This is a genomic window from Nostoc sp. DedQUE05, assembly GCF_034530955.1.
In the GTDB taxonomy this organism is placed as follows: domain Bacteria; phylum Cyanobacteriota; class Cyanobacteriia; order Cyanobacteriales; family Nostocaceae; genus Nostoc.
Window position 1 is genome coordinate 1 of record NZ_JAVRCB010000041.1, and the last position, 24302, is coordinate 24302.

A 24302-nucleotide genomic window follows, 5' to 3' on the forward strand; every position below is an offset into this window, starting at 1 on the left:
CCCTCCCCTTATAAAGGGGAGGGAACTAGATTTTCTTGTTTCCCCCCTTGTAAAGGGGGGATTAAGGGGGGTAATTTGACTTGTATGTACACCGTAGCCCAATTTATAAGAGACATTTAGGGCGAAGGCTTTTGATAAACATAATTTTGCGCCACTTTCCAATAGCGCGAGAACCGTTTCAAGTCAATATAGCCGTCATAGCCAAAAAACGGTTCTACCTCTAACACTTCCACTGCTATAGAACGCTCCATTTGATTACAGATATCATCAAACCTGGGACTGGGACTATTGGCTGTGACAACTAAATTGGCATCATGTTCTTGAGCAAAAGCTAAAATTTCTTGTGCCACATTGCCACGGCGAATAACAACAGGTAACTCTAGCAAACATTCGTAGATAAAAGTCAGACGTTTAAGACTCAATTGCCATTCTTCTATCAAAGCCTCGTCCCAAACCCAGATAGCTGGAACATCCGAGTATTTGTGTAATGCGGGATTATTTGGACTGAGGCAATCTCCATGTACCCAAACAATTGGTTTAGTCATTTGTCATTTGTCATTTGTTATGGGGCATTTGTTATGGGGCATTTGTTATGGGGCATTTGTTATGGGGCATTGGGGATTGGGCATTGGGAATTGGGTATGCAGAAGAGACAAAGGTAGACAAGGAAGAGGGGGAAGACTTGGGAGAGACTTGTTCAATAATTCCTCCTTGTCCCCCTGCTCCAACTCATTACTCATTACTCATTACTCATAACTCATTACTCCCCTGCCCCTCTGCTCCCCCTGCCCCTCTGCTCCCCACTCCCCCTGCTCCTCTTCCCTTTTTTATCACGCTGCCAACTTTGGCTATTCGCTTGTTTGCTAAATTCGCCTTTGGGAAAAAGTCGCTGTTCTAATTCTTCATAACTGCCTTCAAAATCACAATGACCGTAAAGGGGACATTTCTGGCAATAAATGCCTTTGGTGTAGCGTTCTAAGTTTTCACGGTTGAAAAAATACGGTTTCTGACTAAAGGTGCTAGCAACCCACTGCCATGACATATTATTACTAGCAGGATCTCCATCTAAAAGATGCTCAAGAAACCATTTGGCTCCAGCTTGCCAACGAATACGCCGCCAATGAACAATATAAGCAGCTAGCCACATTCGGGCGTGGTTATGTAGATAACCAATTTCTCTCAAATCATGACTGAAACTGTCAATGCAAACTCTGCCCGTAATTCCTTCTCTGATATCTTGTGGCAATTCGGGCGCATACTCGCCCACAGTGTAACCAGTTTTGTAATCTTCCTGGTCTTTCCAGATTTCATCCCCCAACTTCATATACAACCGTTGCCAGTAGTCGCGCCAACCTAATTCGTTAATTAGTTTCGTAGCATCCTCTTGTTGCTGTACGTGATTGAGGACATAATCTCGAATTTCTCGCAAACTCAAAACGCCATAGCGGATGTAAGGCGAAAGTCGCGTGATAGCACCTGCGAAGAAATTACGTGTTTGGGCGTAGCGAAGGGGGTCGATTTTTTGCAGCGCTGTTTCTGCCGCTTTGCGTCCCCCCACAGTTTCGCTGATGTGGTTATCGCGTTCTGCTGCACCTGGGAATTGTTCGCGCAGGTAGGCTACCAATTCATCGCGGTTGGTAAATTGGCGTTGCATATCTTTAGGCATGTGAACTTTGAAGAATAAGAATAGATAAACAAAAATACCTGTAGGTTAAGTCATTATTATCGCGAATAAATATAAGCGATCGCTCTCACTCTGATGAGAGAACTTAAGCAAAGATGAATGAGTGCGATCGCATTGATGCCTATTTTCTCCAGGTTCTCAGTAAGTAAAGCTAAAATATTAGATAAATCTGTCACTTTTCAAGACGATGAGCCTGTGCATCAATCCTAACTGCCAAAATACTGACAACCCTGATAATCTACTGCACTGTCAAAGCTGTGGCTCTGAATTGCTATTAGAAGGACGCTATCGGGTAACTCATTTACTGAGTGATAAAGGTGGTTACGGTGACATTTATGAAGTTAGAGATCGCAGTGATATACCCAAAGTTTTAAAAGTTCTTAAGGAAGAGAAGAAATCTGTGGCAATAAGTCCAGATGGGCAGACTTTGGTTAGTGGCAGTAGTGACGAAAAGATTAAACTTTGGAATTTAAGCACTGGTGAAGAAATTTATACTTTCACTGGGCATTCAGATGCTGTTACATCTTTGGTATTTAGCCCAGACGGACAAACCCTAGTTAGCGGTAGTCGGGACTCTACAATCAAAGTATGGCGAATACAATAGCTTCAAACTAAGAACACAGACTTATTGGCGCCAATCTGAACACTGCCGATAAATTCATCACACGAGCAAATCAGATTACTCGCTCGCTCAATATATGTACAATTCTAAAGCGATATAAGGGCGGCCTACGCCTACACAATCTCTCACATCCCATCATGAGCAACATTCCTCAAGTCGGACAACCAGCGCCAGATTTCTCCACTCCTGACCAAAATGGCAATTTAGTCACTCTCGACGACCTCAGCAGTCAGTGGGTTGTCCTCTACTTCTACCCCAAAGATGATACACCGGGCTGTACCACCGAAGCGAAAGATTTCACCGAGTTGTATCAAGACTTCAGCGCACTGGGAGCAAAAATCTTAGGTGTAAGTCCAGATTTGGGTAAATCCCATTGTAAATTTATCAGCAAACATAACTTGTCGATCGCCCTTTTAAGCGACCCAGAACATCTTTTAATCGAAGCCTACGGCGCTTGGCGATTGAAAAAATTTATGGGTAAAGAATATATGGGTGTTGCTCGGTCAACTTTTCTAATTTCACCTGATAGAATTATTGTCTATACTTGGCCCAACGTAAAAACCAAAGGTCATGCTCAAGCAGTTTTAACTAAATTACGGGAATTAGCAGCCACGTAAAATCCAAAATGAGTCAGATTGGTCAAATCGATGTCGAAACCAGTAACGTTATCATCGAAGTAACAACTCAAACTGTTAGATAGTAATATATCCAGTTGAATAATATTATGGTTCAAGTCATCCAAGCGCATAATATCAGCCTTGCTGATTTAGAAGCAAAGTTTAGTCTGCAACAAGCTGAAAATGAAGATTTTTTTACAGAGTGGTTTGACACTCTTCCAGAAATCACAGATATAGAAAAGCAATATCTAGACAGGGTGAAAACTAATTTTATGAGATTGGTAAAACACCCACCGCTTTTAGAAAGTGCAGTTAAGATGATAGTGCTATCTCCTTTATTAGACTTGGCAGGATTCTATCAAGAGCCATTTTTTATCACTACTGAAGAATCTATTGAAATTGCCTTGGAAGAAGAAGAAGAAATTATTAAAGGACATATTGATGTTCTAGTTATTCAAGAAAAGTTGTGGTTGTTAGTAATTGAATCTAAAAGGGCTAGTTTTTCTCTTTTAGAAGCCATACCCCAAGCACTCGCTTCTATATTGTCTAATCCTAGTCAAGACAAACCTACTTTTGGATTAGTAACAAATGGTAGTGATTTCATTTTTGTAAAAGTGGCTAAACAAAATATACCAAAGTATGCATTGTCTGATGAATTTACGCTGTTGAGGAGAAAAAATGAACTGTATCAAGTTCTAAGCGTATTAAAAAATTTGAACCAAAGTTTGAGTTAATAATTATGTCTATTCGTTCTATATACCTTGATTCCCACGCTACTACACCCGTAGATGAACGAGTATTAGCAGCAATGATTCCCTACTTCACAGAAAAATTTGGCAACCCAGCAAGTATCGGTCATGTTTATGGTTGGGAAGCAGAAGCTGCTGTGAAACAAACGCGAGAAATTTTAGCAGCAGCAATCAACGCCACACCAGAAGAAATTGTGTTTACGAGTGGTGCAACTGAAGCAAATAATTTAGCTATAAAAGGTGTTGCGGAAGCTTATTTTAAAAAAGGTCAGCATATTATTACTATTGCCACTGAACATAATGCAGTTCTCGATCCTTGTAATTATTTAAAAAGTCTTGGTTTTGAAATTACTATTCTCCCTGTGCAAAAAGATGGATTGATTGATTTAACTGAGTTAAAAAAAGCTTTCTGTCCTGAAACGATTTTAGTCTCGGTGATGGCTGCAAATAACGAAATTGGCGTGTTACAGCCAATAGCCGAAATTGGGGAAATGTGCCATGAACACCAAATCATTTTCCACACCGATGCCGCCCAAGCTATTGGTAAAATTCCCTTAGATGTGCAAGCGATGAAAATTGACTTGATGTCTTTAACAGCACATAAAGTATATGGGCCTAAAGGCATTGGAGCGCTATACGTCCGCAGACGCAACCCCAGAGTACAACTGGCTCCCCAGCAGCACGGCGGCGGACATGAGCGGGGGATGCGTTCTGGTACATTGTATACACCGCAAATTGTCGGCTTTGGGAAAGCTGTAGAAATTGCTTTGGCTGAACAAGCGACAGAAACCCAACGTCTCACCCAGTTAAGACAAAAATTATGGGAACAGCTATCGCAAGTTGAAGGAATTCATCTCAACGGACATCCTCAACAGCGATTGGCGGGAAACTTGAGTATCAGTGTTGAGGGAGTGGATGGAGCCGCGCTTTTGCTGGGATTGCAGCCAGTAATGGCTATATCTTCTGGTTCTGCTTGCTCGTCGGCAAATACTGCTCCTTCCCATGTTCTCACAGCCTTGGGACACCCCCAACAGCTAGCTTATGCCTCGATCAGGTTTGGCATTGGCAGGTTTAATACAGAAGAGGAGATTGATATTGTGGCGAAACATGCGATCGCTACCATTCAAAGTTTACAAAATAAACGGTAAGCATAAAAGCCAGCAGAGCCTCTTTTTTAGACAATCGCTTTTCTAAAACTAAATATTATCTGTGCGATTCCCCATATCAAAAACATTAAATTCAATTCCTTCTAACTTCAGCCTCAAAGCCTCTAATAAGAGGTTTACCCTTTCTTCAATAAAAATAGTTAGGGCGTTTTCTGGAAGTGCATCGGCTCTTGACCATTCAAGAATGATCGTCGGTATAAGATGAGAGCGTAGCACTGCCTCTAAACCAGGCTCGTCATATTCTTTGAGATAATCTAATGGATTTTTATCGCTAATTTTCAAATTAGTGATTTGAGACAAATAGGCAATATTCATCAAGCTGTCACATTCTATTTGACTAGCAATGCCACTTTGCTTAATAAAATTAACTGGAAATATATGGTGTAAGTTAGGCTTATCTGTTAACAAATAATAAACATTAGACAAAACATCTTTATGAGGTTTTGCCCAATCTTGCGGCTTGTGGTTTGCATAAAGTGATAGGATTGCTCTGGATAAGCGACCTCTATAACTGTAGAAAGATTTCCTGAGCGAATTTTTATCAATATCAAACTTATTGAATGAGTAAGTACTATTAACCTTTTGTTGATTAACAAAGTATATATGTTCCCAGAGGTGTGTAGTGTTTGTTAGTAAATCTGCATTATGAAAACTATAATACCAAAAATATTTATTTAAAAAACTATAATCTGGTTTCTCATTCCGATAAAAGTATGCTGTAATAGTCAGGTAAAAATATCGGTAAGGGATTAATCTTCCACCTTTAATATGCAAAATATTATCAAAGAAATCACAAGTTTTAGCAACGGCTATTTTAAAATTAGACCATACAGCTTCAATATGTTCTGTTTTTAGCTTATTAAGATACATATCAGTAATATTTTGTATCCCAGCTTCGGGAAATTCAAGTTTTACCACTACAGCTAGCATCTGTAGCAATGTCCAATTATCAATATTGGCATATTGACTGCTAGAAATAATTTGTTTAAATTTATCAAATAATTCACGAAGATAAAATCCAGAGATATTATTTGTCTTATTTTCAGAACGAAAGGTCTTAGCAACCACAATATCAAAGATATCCAAGGGTTTACCAGCTTGATTAATCCGCTCAAATATTTGACAAACTTCCGCAACTTCAATACCTCGTAACTCAATAAAGGAAATTTTGTAATTAGCGCAAACTTCTCTAATTCTCCTAAATTGTTGCATGTAAGGATGATCGAATTCTCCATTAACACTCGTATAAATATTTCTTTCTATTTCCCCACGATCTTTAATGATATCTATTAAGCTGACAATTAGTTTATCTTGATAACGTTGTTTTTTTCCAATATTTGCTTTTAGTTGACCATTTCTATCATCGATTTCGTCCCAAAACAAAAACCTTTTTGTATAGCTTGTGTCATCAGTTGCATCAGTAAGTTCAATAGTCAAATCTATATATAATGTTGGATCAAAATTTTCGTTATTAGCAATATTACCCCCATGTATTGATGTTAATAAAGAAGTTGTTCTTTGTTGTCCATCTAAAATGTACTGATACTCATTAGAGTAAAAATTATCATCAAATTTTATACCACCTATTTCTCTATGACTTTCTAGCTTTGTATTAGTTTTCCAAATTAGAATACTTCCTAAAGGATAAAACTTATAAATACTATCCCAAAGTTTTTTAACATTCTCTTTTTCCCAGACAACATCTCTTTGAAAGGTTGGAATTTGATACTTATGTGAGAGAAGATTTTCCAAATAGAGAGGAATAGTCTGAGCATCCGGCTTTATGCGTTCAGTAGATGTAAACATTGAATTAACCTTACCTAACGTTGAGTAAATATCAAGATTGATGTGTAAATTTCACTTAGTTCAGTAAAATTCCATACAAAGGTAACTGATATTTAATTAAGTGGCAACTCAGATTTTAGAAAACCTCTGCAACTTTTCTTCCATACCCACATTGCCCTGTAAGCCGCCTGTGTGTACTAGCAACAAGCGATCGCCTCTACAAAAAAATCCCTGCTGTAGTAAATCCATCACTCCGTAAAACATTTTGGCGGTATATACGTAATCGAGGGGTACGCCATGTTCCTGTGTAAACTGTTGGCTAAACAGTATTAACTCGTCGTTCACTTTTGCATAGCCGCCGAAATGATAATTACATACCAATTCCCAGGAAGCAGGAGAATTATATGGTGTGGGTAAATCAGAAGCGAGGTAATTTGTCAACAAACTTTCGATTTCTTGTGCAAGAAATGCGCCTTTTTTTAATACGGGAAAAGCGATCGCTCTTTGTCTTTCATGCAACGAAAGCGCAATACCTGCTAGTGTGGTGGCTGTACCGCAGGCTACGCAGATGCGATCAAATGCGATCGTCGCATCACTAACTATCTCTGTACAGCCGCGCACACCATTTAAATTACTCCCACCTTCGGGAATGATAAACACCTCACCGAAACTTTGTCGTAGATATTCTTCTAACGCTGGTGTGTTGCGCTGTCGGTACATTTCGCGGTTCAGATACACAAGCTGCATATCCTGTTGTACAGCAAAACTCAGCGTTGCGTTTAATGGTAGCCTTTCCTCTCCACGAATTACGCCGATGGTGCGAAAACCGAAAAGATTACCAGCCGCCGCAGTTGCATAGATGTGATTGGAATAAGCGCCGCCAAAGGTTAGCAGTGTTGTGAAATTTTTCTTTTTGGCCTCTAAAAGATTGTATTTCAGCTTAAACCACTTATTGCCGTTAACCCACGGGTGCATGAGATCCAGGCGTAGCACATACAGTTCAACACCAGCGTGACGGGCGATTTCGCTGTTGATTTGCTGTAGAGGAGGAGTAATAAAGGTTAACGACATCTGTCAAGATTCTAACTTAGAATTTGCATTTTCTCACGTTCATTATCGAATATAAAAATAATGATAAACATTGAGTAATTCAATGGTAAGTCAAGCTAAATGATGAATAAATCTTTCTAATGATTAGCTTTAGAAATTAGCATTTTACTAATTGAGTGTTTCAGGTAAATATAGGAAACATAACGCTCGCTCCAGATAATATTCTTTTGGAGAAAAGAAATGGTTGCACTCACACAGCTTACTCAAGTTATTTCCAATCCTGGACGTTTGACGATTGAAACTGTCGAAATTGCTCCTCAAACAACTGCTATACGTTGTCTCGATTGGGATAGAGAACGTTTTGATATCGAGTTCGGTTTACGGAATGGTACAACCTATAATTCTTTCTTAATTCAAGGAGAAAAAGTTGCCTTAGTTGACACATCTCACCGCAAGTTTGAGCAATTATATCTTGAGGTAGTGACGGGATTAATCGATCCAACTAAAATAGATTACTTGATTATTAGCCATACAGAACCAGACCACAGTGGCTTAGTGAAAGATATTTTAGAATTAGCTCCTTCCATTACTGTTGTTGGTGCAAAGGTAGCTATTCAATTTTTAGAAAATATGGTTCACCAGCCTTTTAAATCAATGCAGGTGAAAAGTGGAGAACGCTTAGATTTAGGCAACGGACACGAACTAGAATTTATCTCTGCACCTAACTTACACTGGCCTGACACAATCTTTACCTATGATCGCAAAACTTCCACACTCTACACTTGCGATGTGTTTGGGATGCACTACTGTGATGATCACACTTATGATGAAAATATCACTTTACTTGAGGAAGATTTTAAATATTACTATGATTGTCTCATGGGGCCTAATGCCCGGTCTGTCTTGGCAGCTTTAAAGCGGATTGAAAAGTTAGAAATAGCAACTGTTGCTACGGGACATGGCCCTTTATTACAAAACTATATCTCCGAATGGCTGGGACGATATCAAAACTGGAGCTTAGAACAAGCAAAAACAGAGACTTTAGTGGCTCTATTTTATGTTGAAGATTATGGGCATAGCGAACATTTAGTCCGTAACATTGCACATGGATGCGCAAAAACAGGTGTAGCAATAGAATTAGTAGACCTCAATAGTGCAGAACCTCAAGAAGTTCGAGAATTAGTTGCACAAGCTTCTGGTTTAGTAATTGCAATGCCACCCCAATCTTCGGTAATGATTCAAGCTGCTTTAAGTACAATTTTGGCTGCTGTTCACAAGAAGCAAGCAATTGGTTTATTAGAGTCGGGAGGAGGAGAAGATGAACCAATTTACCCGTTACGCAATAAGTTTCAAGAACTGGGATTAACTGAAGCTTTTCCACCTATTTTAGTTAAGGAAATTCCTACCCAAGCAACGGAACAACTTTGTGATGAAGCGGGGACAGATATGGGTCAATGGTTAACCCGCGATCGCACCATAAAACAAATCAAATCTATCAATACCGAGTTAGAAAAAGCTCTAGGGCGGATTACCACAGGATTATACATTATCACTGCCAAAAAAGGAGAAATTCAGAGTGCGATGTTGGCTTCATGGGTGACACAAGCCAGTCTTGAGCCTTTGGGAGTAGCGATCGCAGTATCCAAAGATCGGGCAATTGAATCCTTGATGCACGTTGGCGATCGCTTTGTTTTAAATGTTTTAGAAGAAGGCAAATATCAAGGATTAATGAAACATTTTCTCAAACGTTTTGCTCCTGGCGCAGATAGATTTGCGGGAGTGAAAACATATCCAGCTAAAAATGAATCGCCCGTTTTAGCTGAAGCGCTAGCTTACATGGAATGTGAAATTACTAGCCGTATGGATTGTGGAGATCATTGGGTAATTTATAGCACAGTCCAAACTGGAAGAGTTGCCAACTTACATGCACTTACAGCCGCCCATCACCGGAAAATTGGCAATCATTACTAAATTGTCATTTGTCATTGGTCATTGGTCATTTGTCATTAGGCTCCTCTGCTCCCTACAGACGTGATTCATCGCGTTTCTACCCACTCTAGTACAGGCGCGATTCATCGCGTCTCCTAAAAACTATGTATAAATCTGTTGAAAATACCCCGATTACAATGTACGAAATTAATCGTGGGCGCGTTGTCCGAAGCTTGGAATTTATCCAAGATGTAATTGTAATTTCTTTGTGTATCGGTTTATTTAGCTTCATGGTGCTTCAGGTGAGAGATATGTTTCTCTCCTTACTTCCACCTTTAGATTTTCATGCTGTTACTGCCGATATTCTCTTTTTACTTATCTTAGTTGAGCTATTCCGACTGCTGATTATTTACCTACAAGAACATCGAGTATCTATTGGAGTAGCTGTTGAAGTTTCTATCGTTTCCGCATTGCGAGAAGTCATTGTTAAAGGTGTTTTAGAAACAAGTTGGAGTCAAGTTTTAGCAACTTGTGCCTTTTTATTAGTGTTAGGAGTTCTACTATTCCTGCGAGTTTGGCTACCCCCAACTTTTGAAGGTATCGACCCGGAACAAGAAGTATCTAAACGCTATAGAAGCCGAGCAAAGTCTGAACTAACACAAACCAATGGTCATTAAAAATAGGAAGTAGGCTTGCCGTGAGCGTAGTCGAACGGAAGTGGGTAGAGACGCGATTAATCGCGTCTGAATCTTCTGTTATGCCCAATGACGGCAGTTGCTCCACTTGGTGAGCGAGTCCGGTCTTGTTGTTTCAACAAAGAGGAACTCGCTCTCCCGAAGGGGGAGACCCCATCGCCCTTGGCGTCTCCCCTTGGGAGAAGACCGCACTGCCTCCCCAATGCCCAATTCCCAATTCCCCATTATTAAGAGAGGTTATTATGTCTGCTGCCACATTAATGCCCAACCATAGCAGAGATGTACAAGTTGCTGAAATTGGTAAAAATACTCTGATTTTGCGATCGCGGACTTGGGACAGATTAAAATTTGAAGTTGAATATTCCCGCCAACGGGGAACTACAGCGAATTCTTATCTGATTCAAGCTGATAAAAAGGCTTTAATTGACCCTCCCGGCGAGTCTTTTACCGAAATTTACCTTGAGCAACTAGCACAACATCTAGATTTCATCTCCCTCGATTACATTGTTCTCAGTCATGTCAATCCGAACCGCAGAGCAACTTTGCAAGTATTACTCTCTCTGGTTCCTCAAGCCACTCTCATTTGTTCTCGTCCCGCCGCCAATGCTCTCAAAACTGCCTTTCCCGAATTTGAATCACCTATTCAAGCGATGCGATCGCAGGATACTCTAGATTTAGGACAAGGACACGAGCTATCATTTGTCACCGTACCAACTCCCCGGTGGGCCGATGGACTTTGCACTTATGATTCTGCAACGAAAATTCTCTACACAGATAAACTTTTCGGCGCTCATATTTGCGAAGATACTTTGTTTGATGAAGATTGGAAAGGATTAGATGCGGAACGTCGTTACTATTTTGAATCTCTCCATGCGCCCCAAGCCAAACAAGTTGAAGTAGCTTTAGATAAAATCTCGGTTTTGGGAGCCAGATGTTATGCCCCAGCACACGGCCCAGTTGTCCGTTACAGCCTCAGCCGTTTTACTTATGATTACCGTCAATGGTGTCAAGGACAAAAATCTCAAGAATTGAGTGTCGCTTTGCTTTACGCTTCTGCTTATGGAAATACAGCAATTATGGCGAATGCGATCGCTCAAGGTTTGATCCAAAATGGAGTTAATGTAGAATCAATCAACTGTGAATTAGCTGATTCTGCCGAGATTAACCGCATTGTCGAAACTTGCGATGGCTTGATTATCGGCTCACCCACATTAGGCGGACATGCACCGACTCAAATTCAAACAGCTTTAGGAATAGTCCTCTCAGTGGCGGCTAAAACTAAATTAGCAGGGGTGTTTGGTTCCTACGGTTGGAGTGGCGAGGCAATAGATTTAATAGAAAGCAAGCTCAAAGATGCAAATTATCAACTAGGATTTGAAACACTTCGGGTGCGTTTCAGTCCTACTCCTGAGATTCTTCAGCAGTGTCAAGAAGCAGGTGCTTCCTTTGCCCAAAACTTGAAGAAAACCAAAAAACTGCGGACTTCTCGTCAGGTTGTAACAGAAACCCATGTAGATCGTACCGAACAAGCGGTGGGGCGGATCGTTGGTTCTTTGTGTGTTGTGACAACTCGTGATGAAGAAACTCACAAAGGGGTTTTAACTTCTTGGGTATCTCAGGCAACTTTTAACCCGCCAGGAATTATGATTGCGATCGCTAACGAGCAAAATGCAGAGTTAATGCATCATCCTGGCGATAAATTTGTGCTGAATATCCTCAAAGAAGGAAGAAATGTCCGACGTTATTTTTCTCGTCATAGCACTTTAGGCGATAATCCTTTTGCAAATCTTGACACAAAAACTGCTGATAATGGTTGTTTGATTTTGAATGAGGCATTAGCCTATTTAGAATGTACAGTGCAAAATCAGCTTGAATGTGGCGATCGATGGTTAATTTATGCCGTCATCGATCGCGGTGAAGTGTTAGAAAATGATGGTGTCACGGCTTTGGAACATCGGAAATCTGGCAGCTATTATTAATCTGACTTTTTATAGTATGTAGAAAACCTCTCTCTAAATCTCTCTCCTAAAAGGAGAGAGACTTTGAATTTTCCCCCTTCCCGCGACGAGTTGGCGGTTAGGGGGTTAGGTTTTTCGTGGGCTTTCCTAAATAACGTGAAAAGTCAAGTACACACAAGTCTTTTAAAGTTGCAATGGCATTGTTTCGACTGACAATGCCATTGTTTTGATCGACAATGACATTGTTTCACGGGATCTGGAAAACCTCACTTTCATTCCTCTCTGCTCTTAAGACTACGGTGTACACACAAGTCTTGCCGCAGCCATATCTTTATTAATAAATCTCGCACTACGTTTCTATTTTGCCTCTGATTTTTTTCATGCATCTCCCTTTAGTAGTTTACTATCTTGAAACGGCTAGTATACCTATTATGAAAAGCACAAACTTCATTTTGCGAGAGGGAAGGATTGAAGATGCTCATGAGTGCGGTTCAATCTCTTACCAAGCGTTTAAGATCCTCGATGAACGATATAATCTTACCACAGACTGGGCTTCTCCTGAAGCTACAATTAAATCGTTTTCGTCTCTACTTAAACGTCAAAATGTTTACTCGGTTGTAGCGGAGCTAGATGGACATATTGTGGGCAGTAATTTCCTCTGGAATAATGGGGCAATTGCTGGAATTGGGCCGCTATCTGTTAACCCCATAACGCAAGGACGTTCAATTGGTAGGCATCTCATGCAATACGTCTTAGATTACGCACGGCAGCAAGAGTTTGCAGGTGTCAGATTAGTGCAAGCTGCTTATAATAGTAGTTCATTATCCTTATATACTAAACTCGGATTTCGTGTGCGAGAACCGCTTGCAGTCCTAAAAGGTACGGCGCTTCAACTTGAAGTTTTAGGCTATGTGGTTCGTAAAGCAACCGCAGCAGATATCGATATCTGCAACCAACTCTGTTTTCAAGTTCATGGTCATGTTCGCCAGATCGAATTACTTGATGCAATTGAGCAGCAAACGCTTACAGTAGTTGAACATAACGGTTGCATTACAGGATACATAACTGTACTTGGCTTGGATGGACACGCAGTTGCACAAAGTAATCAAGACCTCAAAGCACTACTGAGCGCTGCAACAGCAATTTCCGAATCAGGATTTCTCTTGCCAACGCGCAATACTGAGTTATTGCACTGGTGCTTAGAGAAAGGATTGCACATAGTTCGACCAATGACATTGATGAGTATGGGACTGTACAACGAGCCAGTAGGCACATTTCTACCTTCAATACTTTATTAAATTGCCTATTGCTGCAACCACTAAACTAAGTCAGCACATTTGTAACAATGGTCAACAAAGTGCAAATGGAATGTGGCGATCGATGGTTAATTTATGCCGTCATCGATCGCGGTGAAGTGTTGGCAAATGATGGTGTCACAGCTTTAGAACATCGGAAATCTGGCAGCTATTATTAATCTGACTGTTCACTCTTGTCTAACAATACCTCTTTCTTTGTAAAGCTACGGTATACACACAAGTCTTTTAGAGTTGCAATGGCATTGTTTTGGCTGAAAATACGATTGTAGGACTTACGCATCGTACATAAGTACTAAACACAATTTGGGTATTTTAGCCATGTTTTGCATCCAGCGATCGCAAATGTCGGAATAAATCAGGGTTATCTGAAGCCTCTGAAAAGACTAAATACCCTAATACACGTTTTGGTTGATTTGTATAGTGCGTAAGTCCTAGATTGTTTCGCCTGACAATATAGCATTTCCTAGTCTGCTGAGGTACAAATCTCTGCATACCTCTGCGCTTAACTTTGCGTCCCTCTGCGCTTAACTTTGCGTCCCTCTGCGTTTCAAAATATTATCTGTACATCACTTAACTGGGAATCGCTATCAACTCATTATTGATTGCACGAACGATCGCGTTATATATTTTAATATTATCAAAAATTTATTTCTTATAATCTTAGATAATACTTTAATGTTATTTTTATATACCTCAAAAGCAAAAACTTTAAAAGTGTTTATTTTTGTAAAAAATATATGGTAAAGTACCACTTATCAAAACTATAGTGTATCTATAAACTTTAAGTAGTTTAAAAATTTCAAAAAGTAGTTTTTCAAGCAATGAAGTCTTTCCTAACGACTAAGTAATTGTTAAAATTGCAATTTTGAACTTGATAAAAGCTGCAACTACTCTAAGCCCATACATTGGCTTAGATATTATATGAATTACGTACAAAGAAATTTTGTACGGCAGCAATTCGCGTATTTAATCGGGAAACTTTCAGCAAACAGAGTATTTAATTCTTGATAGCTTGCTTTAGCAAGTTAGCTTTAGCTTGTGAATAATACAGTATTCGCAACAAACAGTGGTGTTTTCTTTTGTGTGTGAGGAACGGGTGTGAATTACTACAAGTTAATGTGTACCAAAAAAGTCAGTTGGCTGTGCTTACTTACTGCTTTAATTTCGCTGGGTGCATCTCCTGCAACTGCTCAATCAATTGCTGAAAATTATGTAAACAATTTTGAGAGCGCAGACAAAGACAACAGTAGCGGAGTTTCAACTAATTTTAATTCTTTAGAATCGAATGCGATCGCTCAAGTAAACTCTGTATCTCAATTATCTGATGTTAAGACAACAGATTGGGCTTTTCTTGCACTGCAATCGGTAGTGGAACGTTACGGTTGCATTGTGGGATATCCTGACAGTACTTATAAAGGAAATCGCGCCTTAAGCCGTTATGAGTTTGCTGCGGGATTGAATGCTTGCTTAGATAGAATCAACGAACTGATTGCTACTAGCACTGGTGACTTAGTTAAGAAAGAAGATTTAACTACTCTCCAAAAACTCCAAGAACAATTTACATCTGAACTTGCAACATTGCGTGGTCGAGTAAATGCCTTAGAACCTCGCACAGCTACCTTAGAGAAACAACAGTTTTCTACCACAACTAAACTTAATGGCGAAGCGATTTTTTCTTTGTCCACAGCGACAGGTGGAGAACCAGGCAGCCAAGATGCTAAATTAGCCTTCAATAATCGCGTCCGGCTCAATCTTACCAGCAGTTTTAACGGCAGTGATTTGTTGATTGTTGGACTTCAAGCTTACAACTTCAGATCGAGCGGTTCATTTTATGAAAGAGGAACCATTCAAGGCCAATTATTACCAAATTCAAGCTTTCTTGGCGCAGGTTCAACCAAGTTAAGCTTTGAACCTCAATTTCCTGGTTTTAACCCCCAGACATTACAACCTGACGGTGGAGCAAATTCAGTTAGTGTTTACAAGCTAGCTTATGTTTTACCGTTGTCTCAGAAATTCGTTGTCTTTGCTGGAACCAATGCAGAGATTACAGATGTTTTTCCAGCAATCACTCCTTACGCCAGCGATAGCCAAGGTGCAATCTCTCGATTTGCAGGTTATAACGCCGCAGTCAGAATTACAGGAGGAACTTCTGGTACGGGTTTATTAGCGGGTGCTGGTTTCTTGTGGAATCCTTCAAAACAAGTCGGACTTGGAGTGATTTATGGTAGTGGTTCGGCTCCAATATCAGAAGATCGCGGTCTTTTGAACACACCTTTAGGAGCAGGTGTCTTTAACGGTACACAAGCGATCGCAGCACAACTGACCCTCAAACCAATCTCAACTATTGATATCGGCATCAACTATGCACACAGTTACCACACAATTAACATTTTAGGTACAGGCTTGGGCAGCGCTGATATTGCTTCTATTCGATTTACTCCCAATGCAGCACAACTGGCGAGGTTTGGTGGTGACGCTACACTAGCAACTCTTGATGAGCCAATCACTGTAAATTCTGTAGGTGCAACAGTAACGTGGCGGTTTGCGCCGAAAACATCCCTGTCACTATCAGGTGCATTGCTTTTTGCTAATCTCTTGAATGTAGATGCCTCTACAACCTTTAGTAGCTGGTCGGCTGGGTTGCATTTTAGAGATATATTCCATGAAGGGAACACCGCCGCCGTCATTTTTGGACAGCCGCTTTACCGAGAATCTGTCGCCGGAGTTGCTTCTCGTCCAGAAGACGCGACTCCCTATCATTTAGAAACATTTTATAACTATCGGGTTAATGACAATATCTCCATTACCCCTGGTGTATATTTCATCTTTAGCCCGGAAGGCTTTAGTGCTAATGACACAGCAATTGTAGGCGCACTTCGCACTACTTTTGCTTTCTAGTAGTTCGCTTTCGTGACGCAAGCGGGGTAAAGGGTAAGGGGGAAGGTGGGGCCCCCTTTGGGGATAAGGGGCAGGGGGAAAGGGTAAAGAAACTCAAAATCCTTTCCCTTTAACCTTTAACCTTTTCCCTAAGAGTGCAAAAATATATTTTGCAAGAGGTCTCTTAATTTGGCATCAACAGCAAAATGTCCACCCTAATACTCTAACTTGCTACCGCTTCAGCAGGAGCTGCCTCAGCAGCAGTTATGGGTAAATAAACACTAACTTTTTTACGAGTTTTGCCCTTTCTCTCAAACATTACAACACCGTCGATTAAGGCAAACAAAGTGTCATCGCTACCAATACCGACGTTGTTACCAGGGTGGAATTTAGTGCCGCGTTGACGCACCAAAATGTTTCCTGCACGTACAACTTGACCGCCATAACGTTTGACACCCAGACGTTGGGCATTAGAATCACGACCGTTGCGTGTACTACCTGTTCCTTTCTTATGAGCCATGATTTCCTCTTGTGTATCTACTTCTTTTATTATTCAGCAGCGGTTTCAACTTCTTCAGCAGCAGTGTTATCTAGAACGGGGGTTTCCTTCTCCGGTTCTCCTTGGGCAGCAAACACTGCACCGTTGAGGGTGATGGAATCAATCATAAGTCTGGTAATTTCCTGACGATGCCCCCGTTTTTTGCGGGTTTTCTTTTTCGGCTTCATTTTGTATACCAGGACTTTACGACCTCTGTAATGTCGCATTACAGTCCCTTCTACAGTCGCACCTGTTACTAATGGCTGTCCAATGGTGACTTCGCCATCGTGCTGCACGAGTAATACGGAATCTATTGTAACTTTTTCATCTGGTTCGATCGCCAGCAGTTCAATGTCGTAAAACCGCCCTGGCTCTACTCGTATTTGTTTGCCGCCAGTTTCAATAATCGCGTAGGTCATGGAATTGTCCTTGAGGTTGCCGTACAGGTAGCTGGTTTTTATCTCCTGTAGAGATGCTTTTGCCAGCCTTTGTAATATGTCTACCTGATCCGAGCAGGAATTAGACAGACAATCTAACATACTATTTTATTAATACACGTCAAGTCAAGCTCTAAATTGCTATCTGGTCAGCCTGAAGATGAGAAATCAGTTAATTACTCTGTGCGATCGCTCATTTTCCAAGGGTGGGGAGAAATTAGCCAACTGTCGTCATAAGTATAGACATAGCCCACTTGCACGAATGGAAATTGTATTTATCAAAACTCAAAATAAATATTTTTTAGATAAAAATTGCTACTATCTTAGGGCTGAATCTGTCAAAAATTAACATTAGTTAGTATTAGCTTAAAACTTATATTTTTTTATCAAAATCAACACATTTTTCTTCTTTGTTTTAAGATGAGATATACGGTGTCTCATCTAGAAATTCTTTACAAAAGTTAGTAAATCCTCAAGAGTGAAACTATCACATTCAAACCTGATATTTCAAACAGGAGATTGATTGTCATGACACAGCAAAATGCTGCCCGACTTTTTGAAGCTGTAAAACAAGATCAAGCGTTACAGCAAAGACTCAAAGCAACAGCCGATCCAGAAGCCTTCATCAAAATTGCTCAAGAGCGTGGCTATGATTTCGACGCCAAAGAACTGGATAGTGAAATCAGCAAATTATCTGAAGAAGATTTAGCTGCCATTGTCAACCCAGGATGGGGGAATAGACGCCACATTAATCCTAGATAATTTCTGTTCTAGGAAACCGAAAGTATAGAAACAACTGAAATTGACAAGTTTTGCTCCTCAAGGGGATACTGTTGCATCATCTCCTTTAGGGGAATTCTTGTTAAACACAAGGCTCAAATCCCTGATTTCCTAGAGAAGTCGGGGATTTTATTGTTTGCAAATGATTAAGTAGAGCTGTTATGTACCAATCGTCAGCTTTATTTATGCTGTGACAGTATCTATGTAATATCTGAAGAGAGTTAAAAATCCTTTCTCTACTCTCCATCTCGCCACCTGCTTAACTCATGAGTTAGGATGACTATATTTTAATCAGGTGATATGAAAAGAATAGAAGTTGAGCAAAGAACTATTTTAATTGGTTTGGCTGGTAGCCACGGCTATGGTTTAAATCGTCCTGATTCCGACTTTGATTATCGGGGAGTATTTATTGCGCCCAAAAGGTACTATTTGGGATTCGATCGGATAGAACAAAAAGATACTGGTTGGGATGAACCAGGAATATTTCCATTCATTGATGGTAACAAAGACACGGTTATATATGAATTAAGAAAAATCCTCCAGTTATTAGCAGGCGCAAATCCCAATGTTTTAGAATTGCTTTGGTTGAATAACTATCCTTTTTTAAACGCAGTCGGACAGCATTTAATAGATCGTAAACAGTTATTTTTGAGCAAGAAGGTAAAACATACTTACACTGGTTATGCCTTTGCCCAAATCAAAAAGATGGAAACTCATCGTAAGTGGTTGTTAAAGCCACCGCAAAAAAAACCGCTACCATCTGACTTCGCTATAGAAGACGAAGCGCCTCTGAGCAAAGATGAGCTAAATGCTTTTTTGGAGTATCTTTATAACTTAATCAGAGGACGGATTGAGTTTTTAGAAGAAGCAGAACAATTATATCAATTGCTGACAGCAGATATTGATTTTAAAGGAGTATTAAAACAATATACTTTACCCGATGAAACTTTGGAATATACCCAAAAGTTAACCAATAGCCGTAAAGATTTTATCCGTCTGCTTCAGAAAAGCCAAAGCTATCAAATAGCTTTAAGAGAATGGAAGGCTTACTTATCTTGGCAGGAAAATAGAAATCCGGCTAGGGCAGAAATGGAAAGAAAATCGGGTTTTGACCTTAAACATGGAATGCACTGCATTAGATTGTTACGCAGTGGAGTAGAAATATTGCGGCGAGGTGAAGTGATTGTAGATAGGAGAATAGCTGGTGATGTTGAGGATTTAAAAGCTATTTTAAAAGGTGAGTATTCTTATGAACAGGTAATGAAAATAGCAGAAGATTTGGTCGCCGAAATGGAAGTTATTTGCGAACAATCTGCCCTACCTCATAAACCCGATCTGGAGCAAATTAATAACTTGTGTATGGAATTGGTGGAAATGCAAAAATGGAGTCATTAGTCATTAGTCATTGGTCATTGGTCATTAGTCATTAGTCATTAGTTATTGGTGCTTAAAAAAAACAAATAACAAATAACAAAGGACAAAGGACAAAGGACAAATGACAAATGACAAATTTTAAAGAGTGTACATTAAATCAGCAAAGCCATAGAGGCTGATGATGAGTAATAGGGATGCTGTTAGTTGGGTAATTCGTGTTTGGGGTGAGGGGGCGATCGCTTCCCGCACTAAGATGGAAATAGATGCCCCAACTACTAAGCTCAAGCCTAATATTAAATAGGGTATGTCAGGTAAAACACTGGCTATTGCCAGCATTGCGATCGCTAATAAGAGCATTAATAATTCTACAAACCTGGGCGGGTTGTATTGACTAGATAAAACAAAGCTGTTGAACCAAAAAGACCAAAATCTCATATTTCAGTACTAAGTTAAGAGTTAGGAGTTAAGAGTTAAGAGTTAAGAGTTATATCTAGTCAGTGCTGATTGAGGAATTAAAGTTGTGAGATATGAAGCAGCTTTCCATTCAAAACTCTTAACTATTAATTCTTCATCGGAGGCGGAGCGTTTCCGGCTCCGCTCCTAACTTTTAACCTCTAGCTCCTAATTTTTGACCTGTGCCGTTCTTTTGTGCAGTATCACTTTCTGGTAGTTCGACGCCAAAGACGCGGCTAAAAACTTTGGCAACTTTATAGCCAGAATCAATCGATTCTAAAGGGTCTTTCCGCAGTCTGTGACGCAAACATAGCGTAATTACACGATGGATATCATCAACTGTAACTTCAGTGCGTCCTTCATAAGCTGTTAACGCTTTGGCAGCGCGGTTACTAACAATGTCACCCCGCAAACCATCTACATCCAGTTCTGAACAGACTTCAGAAATTTTCACCCGCAGATCGTAGTCAATTTTCACTTCTAGCAAAAGCTGTTGAGCATTGACAATTTGCTGTTGTAATGCTTCTTGCTGGGATTTATAGTTTTCGAGAAATACTGGCGGGTTTTGGTCAAAATCCGCCCGTTGTTCTACGATTTGCACCCGCAAAGCTGGTTCTTTGACTGTGTGAATTTCTGCGTGCATCCCAAAGCGATCGAGCAGTTGGGGGCGTAGTTCGCCTTCTTCTGGGTTTCCAGAACCCACAAGCACGAAACGCGCTGGATGACGAATAGAAATACCTTCTCGTTCTACAGTGTTCCATCCACTAGCAGCGGAGTCGAGTAACACGTCTACAAGGTGGTCATCTAGTAAGTTGACTTCATCCACATAAAGAATGCCCCGGTTAGCCTTTGCCAGTAGTCCCGGTTCAAAAGCTTTGACACCTTCAGATAAAGCTTTCTCGATGTCGATTGTGCCACAAACTCGGTCTTCTGTAGCTCCTAGCGGCAGGTCTACCATTTGGACTTTTTTGTGAGCTACGGGAATCTCCGCCCCTTGTTCTAACAGTTGGCGGACTTCATCGCTCATCAAGTCAGGGTCGCTAGGATCGCTACTGAAGGGGTCATTAGCAACCACAGAAATTTCTGGTAGCAGATCCGCCAGCGCCCGGATAGTTGTGGATTTCCCGGTGCCGCGATCGCCCATAATCATTACACCCCCAATTTTGGGGTCAATCACGTTCAATAGCAGCGCCAGTTTCATTTCTTCCTGGCCCACAATTGCCGTAAAAGGAAATACTACGCGACGCGCACTTGCCGTGGATTGAGCAGTTGGACTCACTAAATTACCTTAACAATATTTTTCTTATTACAGTTCTTTATTGTGACACAGGTAGGGCATGGGGGAATGTGAAGATCGGGAGTAGGGGAGCAGGGGAGCAGGGGAGCAGGGGAGTAGGGGAGCAGGGGAGCAGGGGAGCAGGGGAGACAAGGGGGACAAGTCTCTCCCAAGTCTCCCCCCTCTTCCTCGTCTACCTTGTCTCTTCTCCATGCCCCATGCCCCATGCCCCATGCCCCATGCCCCATTCCCTATACCAATATCTATTGGGCACAAATGCTTATTAACTGCGTCAACTACCTTAATTTGTCTGTTTTAGTTTTTTGGTGCAAAAGTTCCATAAGCAAGGAACGAACAACTACCAACTCATCAATTCTGTACTAAGCATAAATACTTGTAAACTATATGGTTAGTAGATTCAATCGTAAAAACGAGCAATGGCGTGTGTGGGTAGTTAATGCATCATTCAAATTTATGAAATCATCTTTTCTTGTTCAAAGTTGGCGGCGACTATTCAAGTCTTTTTTTCCCATTCTCATTTTAATATCCTTTGTTACTGTATTGCTGGTGGACAGTTTCACCCCTGCGATCGCACAGATACCTCGTCAGGAAATTCGCGGGGTTTGGATGACCACTAATGATTTTGACACCCTCAAAAATCGAGACAAGGTGCAAGATGCAGTGAGTCAACTGCGGCGGATGAACTTCAACACAATTTATCCTGTGGTGTGGAATTCTGGCTATGTGATGTATCCTAGTGCCTTAGCACAACGTGCAGGTATTCAACCTTTTGTCTACAAAGGTTCAGATGGACATGATATTCTGGCAGACCTGATTACTCAAGCCCATCGCCAAGGATTGCTAGTGATTCCCTGGTTTGAGTTTGGTTTCATGGCTCCCCCAACCTCAGAACTAGCAATGAATTACCCGGATTGGTTCACACAAAAGCAAGATGGTAGTCAAACTTCAAACAGTGCGGCTGGTGAAGTGATGTGGCTCAATCCGTTCCATCCAAAAGTGCAACAGTTTATCACTAATCTTGTGCTAGAAACTGTTACTCAATATGATGCCGATGGCATTCAGTTTGACGATCACATGAGTTTGCCTCACGAGTTTGGCTACGACCAATATACAGTTGCTTTGTACACCAAAGAAACGAAGAATCCTCCCCCAAAAAATTCCCAAGATGCGGCATGGGTAAAGTGGCGGGCAGATAAGATTACGGCATTCATGGGAAAACTTAACCAAGCTGTGAAGCAGAGAAAACCCCAGGCGATTTTCTCTGTTTCTCCTAATTACTATGATTTTGCTTACAAGTTTCACTTGCAAGATTGGCTAGGTTGGATGCGACAAAATATTGTGGACGAGTTAATTGTGCAAATTTATCGTCCGGATCTAAAAAGTTTTGTGGCAAATATTTCCCGCGCAGAAATTCAAGAAGCGCAACAAAGAATTCCAACTGGAGTTGGGATTATGACAGGGTTACGAAATAACCCAGTTCCTATGCAGCAAATTAAGTCTCAGGTGCGGGCTGCCCAAGAACGGGGTCTAGGCGTAACCTTCTTTTATTATGAAAGTCTTTGGAACGACGATCTAGAATCTTTAACTGAGCGACAAGCTGGATTTAAAAATTTTTTTCCATCTCCTGCACTCCGCGCCAGAGCTGAATAACTTTTCTGTTTAAGATAATGTTAATGAGTTCGTAGTAAGGACTTTAATCCTTATTTTCTAAGCAATAAAGTGCTTACTACAAACTTTTCATTACTAGCTTGATATAACTTCTTGCTTCCCACTCCCTACTCCTAACTCAGCATGACAATCTTCTACCGAAGTACGTTGTCGCATAGCACTAACTAAAGTCTCATAGCTAGACCAATTTTCTTGCAATAGAGTTTTTGCCTGGAGAGCATGAAACCGCATTTTCTGCTGATAAACTGATTCAGAAAAGCCTAACATTGTCAAGACTCCGATCAACTTGCTTTTATCATCAGTTCCACCCTCAGCATTATTAAAAACCAGAGTTTCAGCAGCAATACCCGCCATCCAAACAGTGCAGTAGCGGTCTAGCATTTGGGCGCTGATTTTACCCACTTCTAGTTGAGATGCTAATTCGCCATCGTCAAAGCTAACGCCGCCTTGGCCAGGTTGTCCCTGTTTCCAGGCTTCCCAAGCGCTGAGTGTGTAGCCAGTAACGGGAATACCCAACAGGTAAGCAACTAAGAAATGTCCTGCTTCGTGGTGGACGATGCGATCGCGGTGTTCTTTTGAAAAACCAGCAATCCAATCTACAAAGATAGTACCACCCTTGCCTTGCAAGCTGAAACTATCTAATGTCGCGATGCCTAAGATGGTGAAGGTAGCAAGTGCTGGTACTGCCGGAGATAAGTTGAAGAATGGCCCCACCAATACCGATAGGGTCATGAGAAAGATAGATATTGCAACTAAATTTAGGCTAGTTTGGCTCATTGAGAGTTTTCTGAATGCAACTTAATATTTCTTTATTATGTAGGAATTAATGTATATTTAATTGTTTAGGTGTGGATTTGTGATTTTGGTTGATTAATTTCTTCTTTGGAAGTCCCTTAGTTCTCAATGCGATAACGTATCAACTGCTTTATTGCTGTTATTGGTAATCCTAAAGCTTGAGCGATCGCAGCATCGACTTGAGCGAATTCAGTCACAGGAAACTCAAATTCCATTTCCTTTAAAACCGAATCAGCAGTGTAAACTTTAACTTCAGTCAACTTTTGTTTGCGTTGAATTACAGCTTCAATAGACATGACAGCTAGTGAAACAGAAAACTGAATTTGATGTTTTGAGTCGGCGTGAATTTGGGCGGTTGGATCGTAGGTATAGCTCAATACTTGATGCGTTAGCAAACCCGTACTCAACCAAAAAAACAATCCGATTAAGGGTATTGGCAGCCAAAACTCTAGTCCTAAGTTAATGAGAAATTGCAACCAACGGGGTCGAGCCATAATACAGAAAAAGTTTGA

At 40.7% G+C, this 24302-nt stretch carries 23 protein-coding genes and 2 pseudogenes; 14 read left to right on the forward strand and 11 right to left on the reverse strand.

Features of this window, described 5'->3' with window-relative positions; all coding sequences use genetic code 11:
• Positions 1 to 116: 116 nt before the first annotated feature.
• The 3 genes from RMZ42_RS25770 to RMZ42_RS25780 all read right to left on the reverse strand — a co-directional run bounded on the left by RMZ42_RS25770 (position 117) and on the right by RMZ42_RS25780 (position 1860).
• Complete coding sequence (locus RMZ42_RS25770; RefSeq protein WP_322674086.1) at positions 117 to 545, reverse strand: hypothetical protein; 429 nt, start codon at positions 543 to 545, stop codon at positions 117 to 119.
• A gap of 215 nt (positions 546 to 760) precedes the next feature.
• A complete protein-coding gene (locus tag RMZ42_RS25775; RefSeq protein ID WP_322674087.1) occupies positions 761 to 1666 on the reverse strand; it encodes an FAD-binding domain-containing protein in 906 nt (301 codons plus the stop codon).
• A gap of 56 nt (positions 1667 to 1722) precedes the next feature.
• A complete protein-coding gene (locus RMZ42_RS25780) occupies positions 1723 to 1860 on the reverse strand; it encodes a hypothetical protein (protein WP_322674088.1) in 138 nt (45 codons plus the stop codon).
• A gap of 11 nt (positions 1861 to 1871) precedes the next feature.
• On the opposite strand from RMZ42_RS25780, the pseudogene RMZ42_RS25785 reads away from it, so the two are divergent.
• The 5 genes and pseudogenes from RMZ42_RS25785 to RMZ42_RS25805 all read left to right on the forward strand — a co-directional run.
• Positions 1872 to 1943: pseudogene (locus RMZ42_RS25785) on the forward strand (4-Cys prefix domain-containing protein); the annotation flags it as partial.
• Positions 1944 to 2081: 138 nt separating this feature from the next.
• A pseudogene (locus RMZ42_RS25790) lies at positions 2082 to 2288 on the forward strand (WD40 repeat domain-containing protein); the annotation flags it as partial.
• 155 nt (positions 2289 to 2443) lie between these two features.
• Positions 2444 to 2923 carry a thioredoxin-dependent thiol peroxidase gene (gene bcp / locus RMZ42_RS25795; RefSeq protein WP_322674089.1) on the forward strand — a complete coding sequence of 160 codons (480 nt, stop codon included), beginning with the start codon at positions 2444 to 2446 and terminating at the stop codon, positions 2921 to 2923.
• A gap of 107 nt (positions 2924 to 3030) precedes the next feature.
• Positions 3031 to 3657, forward strand: coding sequence for a restriction endonuclease subunit R (locus RMZ42_RS25800; protein ID WP_322674090.1), 627 nt, complete (start codon positions 3031 to 3033; stop codon positions 3655 to 3657).
• Positions 3658 to 3662: 5 nt separating this feature from the next.
• On the forward strand, positions 3663 to 4820 hold the full coding sequence (locus RMZ42_RS25805) for an IscS subfamily cysteine desulfurase (RefSeq protein WP_322674091.1): 1158 nt from the start codon (positions 3663 to 3665) through the stop codon (positions 4818 to 4820).
• A gap of 48 nt (positions 4821 to 4868) precedes the next feature.
• Here the strand turns inward: RMZ42_RS25805 and RMZ42_RS25810 are convergent, their stop codons facing one another.
• Both RMZ42_RS25810 and RMZ42_RS25815 read right to left on the reverse strand, forming a co-directional pair.
• Positions 4869 to 6644 carry a GmrSD restriction endonuclease domain-containing protein gene (locus RMZ42_RS25810; protein ID WP_322674092.1) on the reverse strand — a complete coding sequence of 592 codons (1776 nt, stop codon included), beginning with the start codon at positions 6642 to 6644 and terminating at the stop codon, positions 4869 to 4871.
• Positions 6645 to 6752: 108 nt separating this feature from the next.
• Entirely contained in the window at positions 6753 to 7694 is a 942-nt protein-coding gene (locus RMZ42_RS25815; protein ID WP_322674093.1) for a 1-aminocyclopropane-1-carboxylate deaminase/D-cysteine desulfhydrase, read from the reverse strand.
• Between the two features lie 219 nt (positions 7695 to 7913).
• Between RMZ42_RS25815 and RMZ42_RS25820 the strand changes: the two genes are divergently transcribed.
• The 6 genes from RMZ42_RS25820 (at position 7914) to RMZ42_RS25845 (ending at position 16469) form a co-directional block, all read left to right on the forward strand.
• On the forward strand, positions 7914 to 9644 hold the full coding sequence (locus RMZ42_RS25820) for a diflavin flavoprotein (protein ID WP_322674094.1): 1731 nt from the start codon (positions 7914 to 7916) through the stop codon (positions 9642 to 9644).
• Positions 9645 to 9766: 122 nt separating this feature from the next.
• Entirely contained in the window at positions 9767 to 10279 is a 513-nt protein-coding gene (locus RMZ42_RS25825; protein WP_322674095.1) for a phosphate-starvation-inducible PsiE family protein, read from the forward strand.
• Positions 10280 to 10539: 260 nt separating this feature from the next.
• Positions 10540 to 12276 (forward strand): diflavin flavoprotein, encoded by a 1737-nt coding sequence (locus tag RMZ42_RS25830; RefSeq protein WP_322674096.1) that lies wholly within the window; start codon positions 10540 to 10542, stop codon positions 12274 to 12276.
• Positions 12277 to 12686: 410 nt separating this feature from the next.
• Entirely contained in the window at positions 12687 to 13553 is an 867-nt protein-coding gene (locus RMZ42_RS25835) for a GNAT family N-acetyltransferase (RefSeq protein ID WP_322674097.1), read from the forward strand.
• A 47-nt stretch (positions 13554 to 13600) separates the two neighbouring features.
• Positions 13601 to 13729: a hypothetical protein gene (locus RMZ42_RS25840; protein ID WP_322674098.1), complete on the forward strand. Its 129-nt coding sequence runs from the start codon at positions 13601 to 13603 to the stop codon at positions 13727 to 13729.
• A gap of 940 nt (positions 13730 to 14669) precedes the next feature.
• Positions 14670 to 16469 (forward strand): iron uptake porin, encoded by a 1800-nt coding sequence (locus RMZ42_RS25845; protein WP_322674099.1) that lies wholly within the window; start codon positions 14670 to 14672, stop codon positions 16467 to 16469.
• Positions 16470 to 16671: 202 nt separating this feature from the next.
• Here RMZ42_RS25845 and rpmA read toward each other — a convergent pair whose 3' ends face one another.
• Together rpmA and rplU are read right to left on the reverse strand one after the other, a co-directional pair.
• Positions 16672 to 16968 (reverse strand): 50S ribosomal protein L27, encoded by a 297-nt coding sequence (rpmA, locus tag RMZ42_RS25850; protein ID WP_099099325.1) that lies wholly within the window; start codon positions 16966 to 16968, stop codon positions 16672 to 16674.
• A gap of 29 nt (positions 16969 to 16997) precedes the next feature.
• Positions 16998 to 17405 (reverse strand): 50S ribosomal protein L21, encoded by a 408-nt coding sequence (gene rplU, locus RMZ42_RS25855; protein WP_289800080.1) that lies wholly within the window; start codon positions 17403 to 17405, stop codon positions 16998 to 17000.
• A 546-nt stretch (positions 17406 to 17951) separates the two neighbouring features.
• Between rplU and RMZ42_RS25860 the strand changes: the two genes are divergently transcribed.
• The gene (locus RMZ42_RS25860) at positions 17952 to 18185 is read left to right on the forward strand and encodes a Nif11-like leader peptide family natural product precursor (protein WP_322674100.1); all 234 of its coding nucleotides are present in this window, start codon (positions 17952 to 17954) and stop codon (positions 18183 to 18185) included.
• A gap of 318 nt (positions 18186 to 18503) precedes the next feature.
• The gene (locus tag RMZ42_RS25865) at positions 18504 to 19598 is read left to right on the forward strand and encodes a DNA polymerase beta superfamily protein (RefSeq protein WP_322674101.1); all 1095 of its coding nucleotides are present in this window, start codon (positions 18504 to 18506) and stop codon (positions 19596 to 19598) included.
• A 117-nt stretch (positions 19599 to 19715) separates the two neighbouring features.
• On the opposite strand, the gene RMZ42_RS25870 is transcribed toward RMZ42_RS25865, so the two are convergent.
• Together RMZ42_RS25870 and bchI are read right to left on the reverse strand one after the other, a co-directional pair.
• The gene (locus RMZ42_RS25870) at positions 19716 to 20012 is read right to left on the reverse strand and encodes a hypothetical protein (protein WP_322674102.1); all 297 of its coding nucleotides are present in this window, start codon (positions 20010 to 20012) and stop codon (positions 19716 to 19718) included.
• Positions 20013 to 20184: 172 nt separating this feature from the next.
• The gene (gene bchI / locus RMZ42_RS25875; RefSeq protein WP_322674103.1) at positions 20185 to 21309 is read right to left on the reverse strand and encodes a magnesium chelatase ATPase subunit I; all 1125 of its coding nucleotides are present in this window, start codon (positions 21307 to 21309) and stop codon (positions 20185 to 20187) included.
• Positions 21310 to 21711: 402 nt separating this feature from the next.
• Here bchI and RMZ42_RS25880 point away from each other — a divergent pair, with 402 nt between their 5' ends.
• A complete protein-coding gene (locus RMZ42_RS25880; protein WP_322674104.1) occupies positions 21712 to 22977 on the forward strand; it encodes a glycoside hydrolase family 10 protein in 1266 nt (421 codons plus the stop codon).
• Between the two features lie 93 nt (positions 22978 to 23070).
• Here RMZ42_RS25880 and RMZ42_RS25885 read toward each other — a convergent pair whose 3' ends face one another.
• Both RMZ42_RS25885 and RMZ42_RS25890 read right to left on the reverse strand, forming a co-directional pair.
• Positions 23071 to 23772, reverse strand: coding sequence for an ATP-dependent Zn protease (locus RMZ42_RS25885; RefSeq protein WP_322674105.1), 702 nt, complete (start codon positions 23770 to 23772; stop codon positions 23071 to 23073).
• A gap of 116 nt (positions 23773 to 23888) precedes the next feature.
• Positions 23889 to 24284 carry a hypothetical protein gene (locus RMZ42_RS25890; RefSeq protein ID WP_322674106.1) on the reverse strand — a complete coding sequence of 132 codons (396 nt, stop codon included), beginning with the start codon at positions 24282 to 24284 and terminating at the stop codon, positions 23889 to 23891.
• Positions 24285 to 24302: the final 18 nt, after the last annotated feature.

Excerpts from the sequence above, each read along its gene's own strand:
- bcp (WP_322674089.1), top strand. The coding sequence starts at position 2,444 with ATGAGCAACATTCCTCAAGTCGGACAACCAGCGCCAGATTTCTCCACT.
- rplU (WP_289800080.1), bottom strand. The coding sequence starts at position 17,405 with ATGACCTACGCGATTATTGAAACTGGCGGCAAACAAATACGAGTAGAG.
- RMZ42_RS25810 (WP_322674092.1), bottom strand. The coding sequence starts at position 6,644 with ATGTTTACATCTACTGAACGCATAAAGCCGGATGCTCAGACTATTCCT.
- RMZ42_RS25860 (WP_322674100.1), top strand. The coding sequence starts at position 17,952 with ATGACACAGCAAAATGCTGCCCGACTTTTTGAAGCTGTAAAACAAGAT.
- rpmA (WP_099099325.1), bottom strand. The coding sequence starts at position 16,968 with ATGGCTCATAAGAAAGGAACAGGTAGTACACGCAACGGTCGTGATTCT.
- RMZ42_RS25890 (WP_322674106.1), bottom strand. The coding sequence starts at position 24,284 with ATGGCTCGACCCCGTTGGTTGCAATTTCTCATTAACTTAGGACTAGAG.
- RMZ42_RS25775 (WP_322674087.1), bottom strand. The coding sequence starts at position 1,666 with ATGCCTAAAGATATGCAACGCCAATTTACCAACCGCGATGAATTGGTA.
- RMZ42_RS25800 (WP_322674090.1), top strand. The coding sequence starts at position 3,031 with ATGGTTCAAGTCATCCAAGCGCATAATATCAGCCTTGCTGATTTAGAA.
- RMZ42_RS25770 (WP_322674086.1), bottom strand. The coding sequence starts at position 545 with ATGACTAAACCAATTGTTTGGGTACATGGAGATTGCCTCAGTCCAAAT.
- RMZ42_RS25840 (WP_322674098.1), top strand. The coding sequence starts at position 13,601 with ATGGTCAACAAAGTGCAAATGGAATGTGGCGATCGATGGTTAATTTAT.
- RMZ42_RS25835 (WP_322674097.1), top strand. The coding sequence starts at position 12,687 with ATGAAAAGCACAAACTTCATTTTGCGAGAGGGAAGGATTGAAGATGCT.
- RMZ42_RS25815 (WP_322674093.1), bottom strand. The coding sequence starts at position 7,694 with ATGTCGTTAACCTTTATTACTCCTCCTCTACAGCAAATCAACAGCGAA.
- RMZ42_RS25885 (WP_322674105.1), bottom strand. The coding sequence starts at position 23,772 with ATGAGCCAAACTAGCCTAAATTTAGTTGCAATATCTATCTTTCTCATG.
- RMZ42_RS25865 (WP_322674101.1), top strand. The coding sequence starts at position 18,504 with ATGAAAAGAATAGAAGTTGAGCAAAGAACTATTTTAATTGGTTTGGCT.
- RMZ42_RS25805 (WP_322674091.1), top strand. The coding sequence starts at position 3,663 with ATGTCTATTCGTTCTATATACCTTGATTCCCACGCTACTACACCCGTA.
- RMZ42_RS25820 (WP_322674094.1), top strand. The coding sequence starts at position 7,914 with ATGGTTGCACTCACACAGCTTACTCAAGTTATTTCCAATCCTGGACGT.
- RMZ42_RS25825 (WP_322674095.1), top strand. The coding sequence starts at position 9,767 with ATGTATAAATCTGTTGAAAATACCCCGATTACAATGTACGAAATTAAT.
- RMZ42_RS25830 (WP_322674096.1), top strand. The coding sequence starts at position 10,540 with ATGTCTGCTGCCACATTAATGCCCAACCATAGCAGAGATGTACAAGTT.
- RMZ42_RS25870 (WP_322674102.1), bottom strand. The coding sequence starts at position 20,012 with ATGAGATTTTGGTCTTTTTGGTTCAACAGCTTTGTTTTATCTAGTCAA.
- RMZ42_RS25880 (WP_322674104.1), top strand. The coding sequence starts at position 21,712 with ATGGTTAGTAGATTCAATCGTAAAAACGAGCAATGGCGTGTGTGGGTA.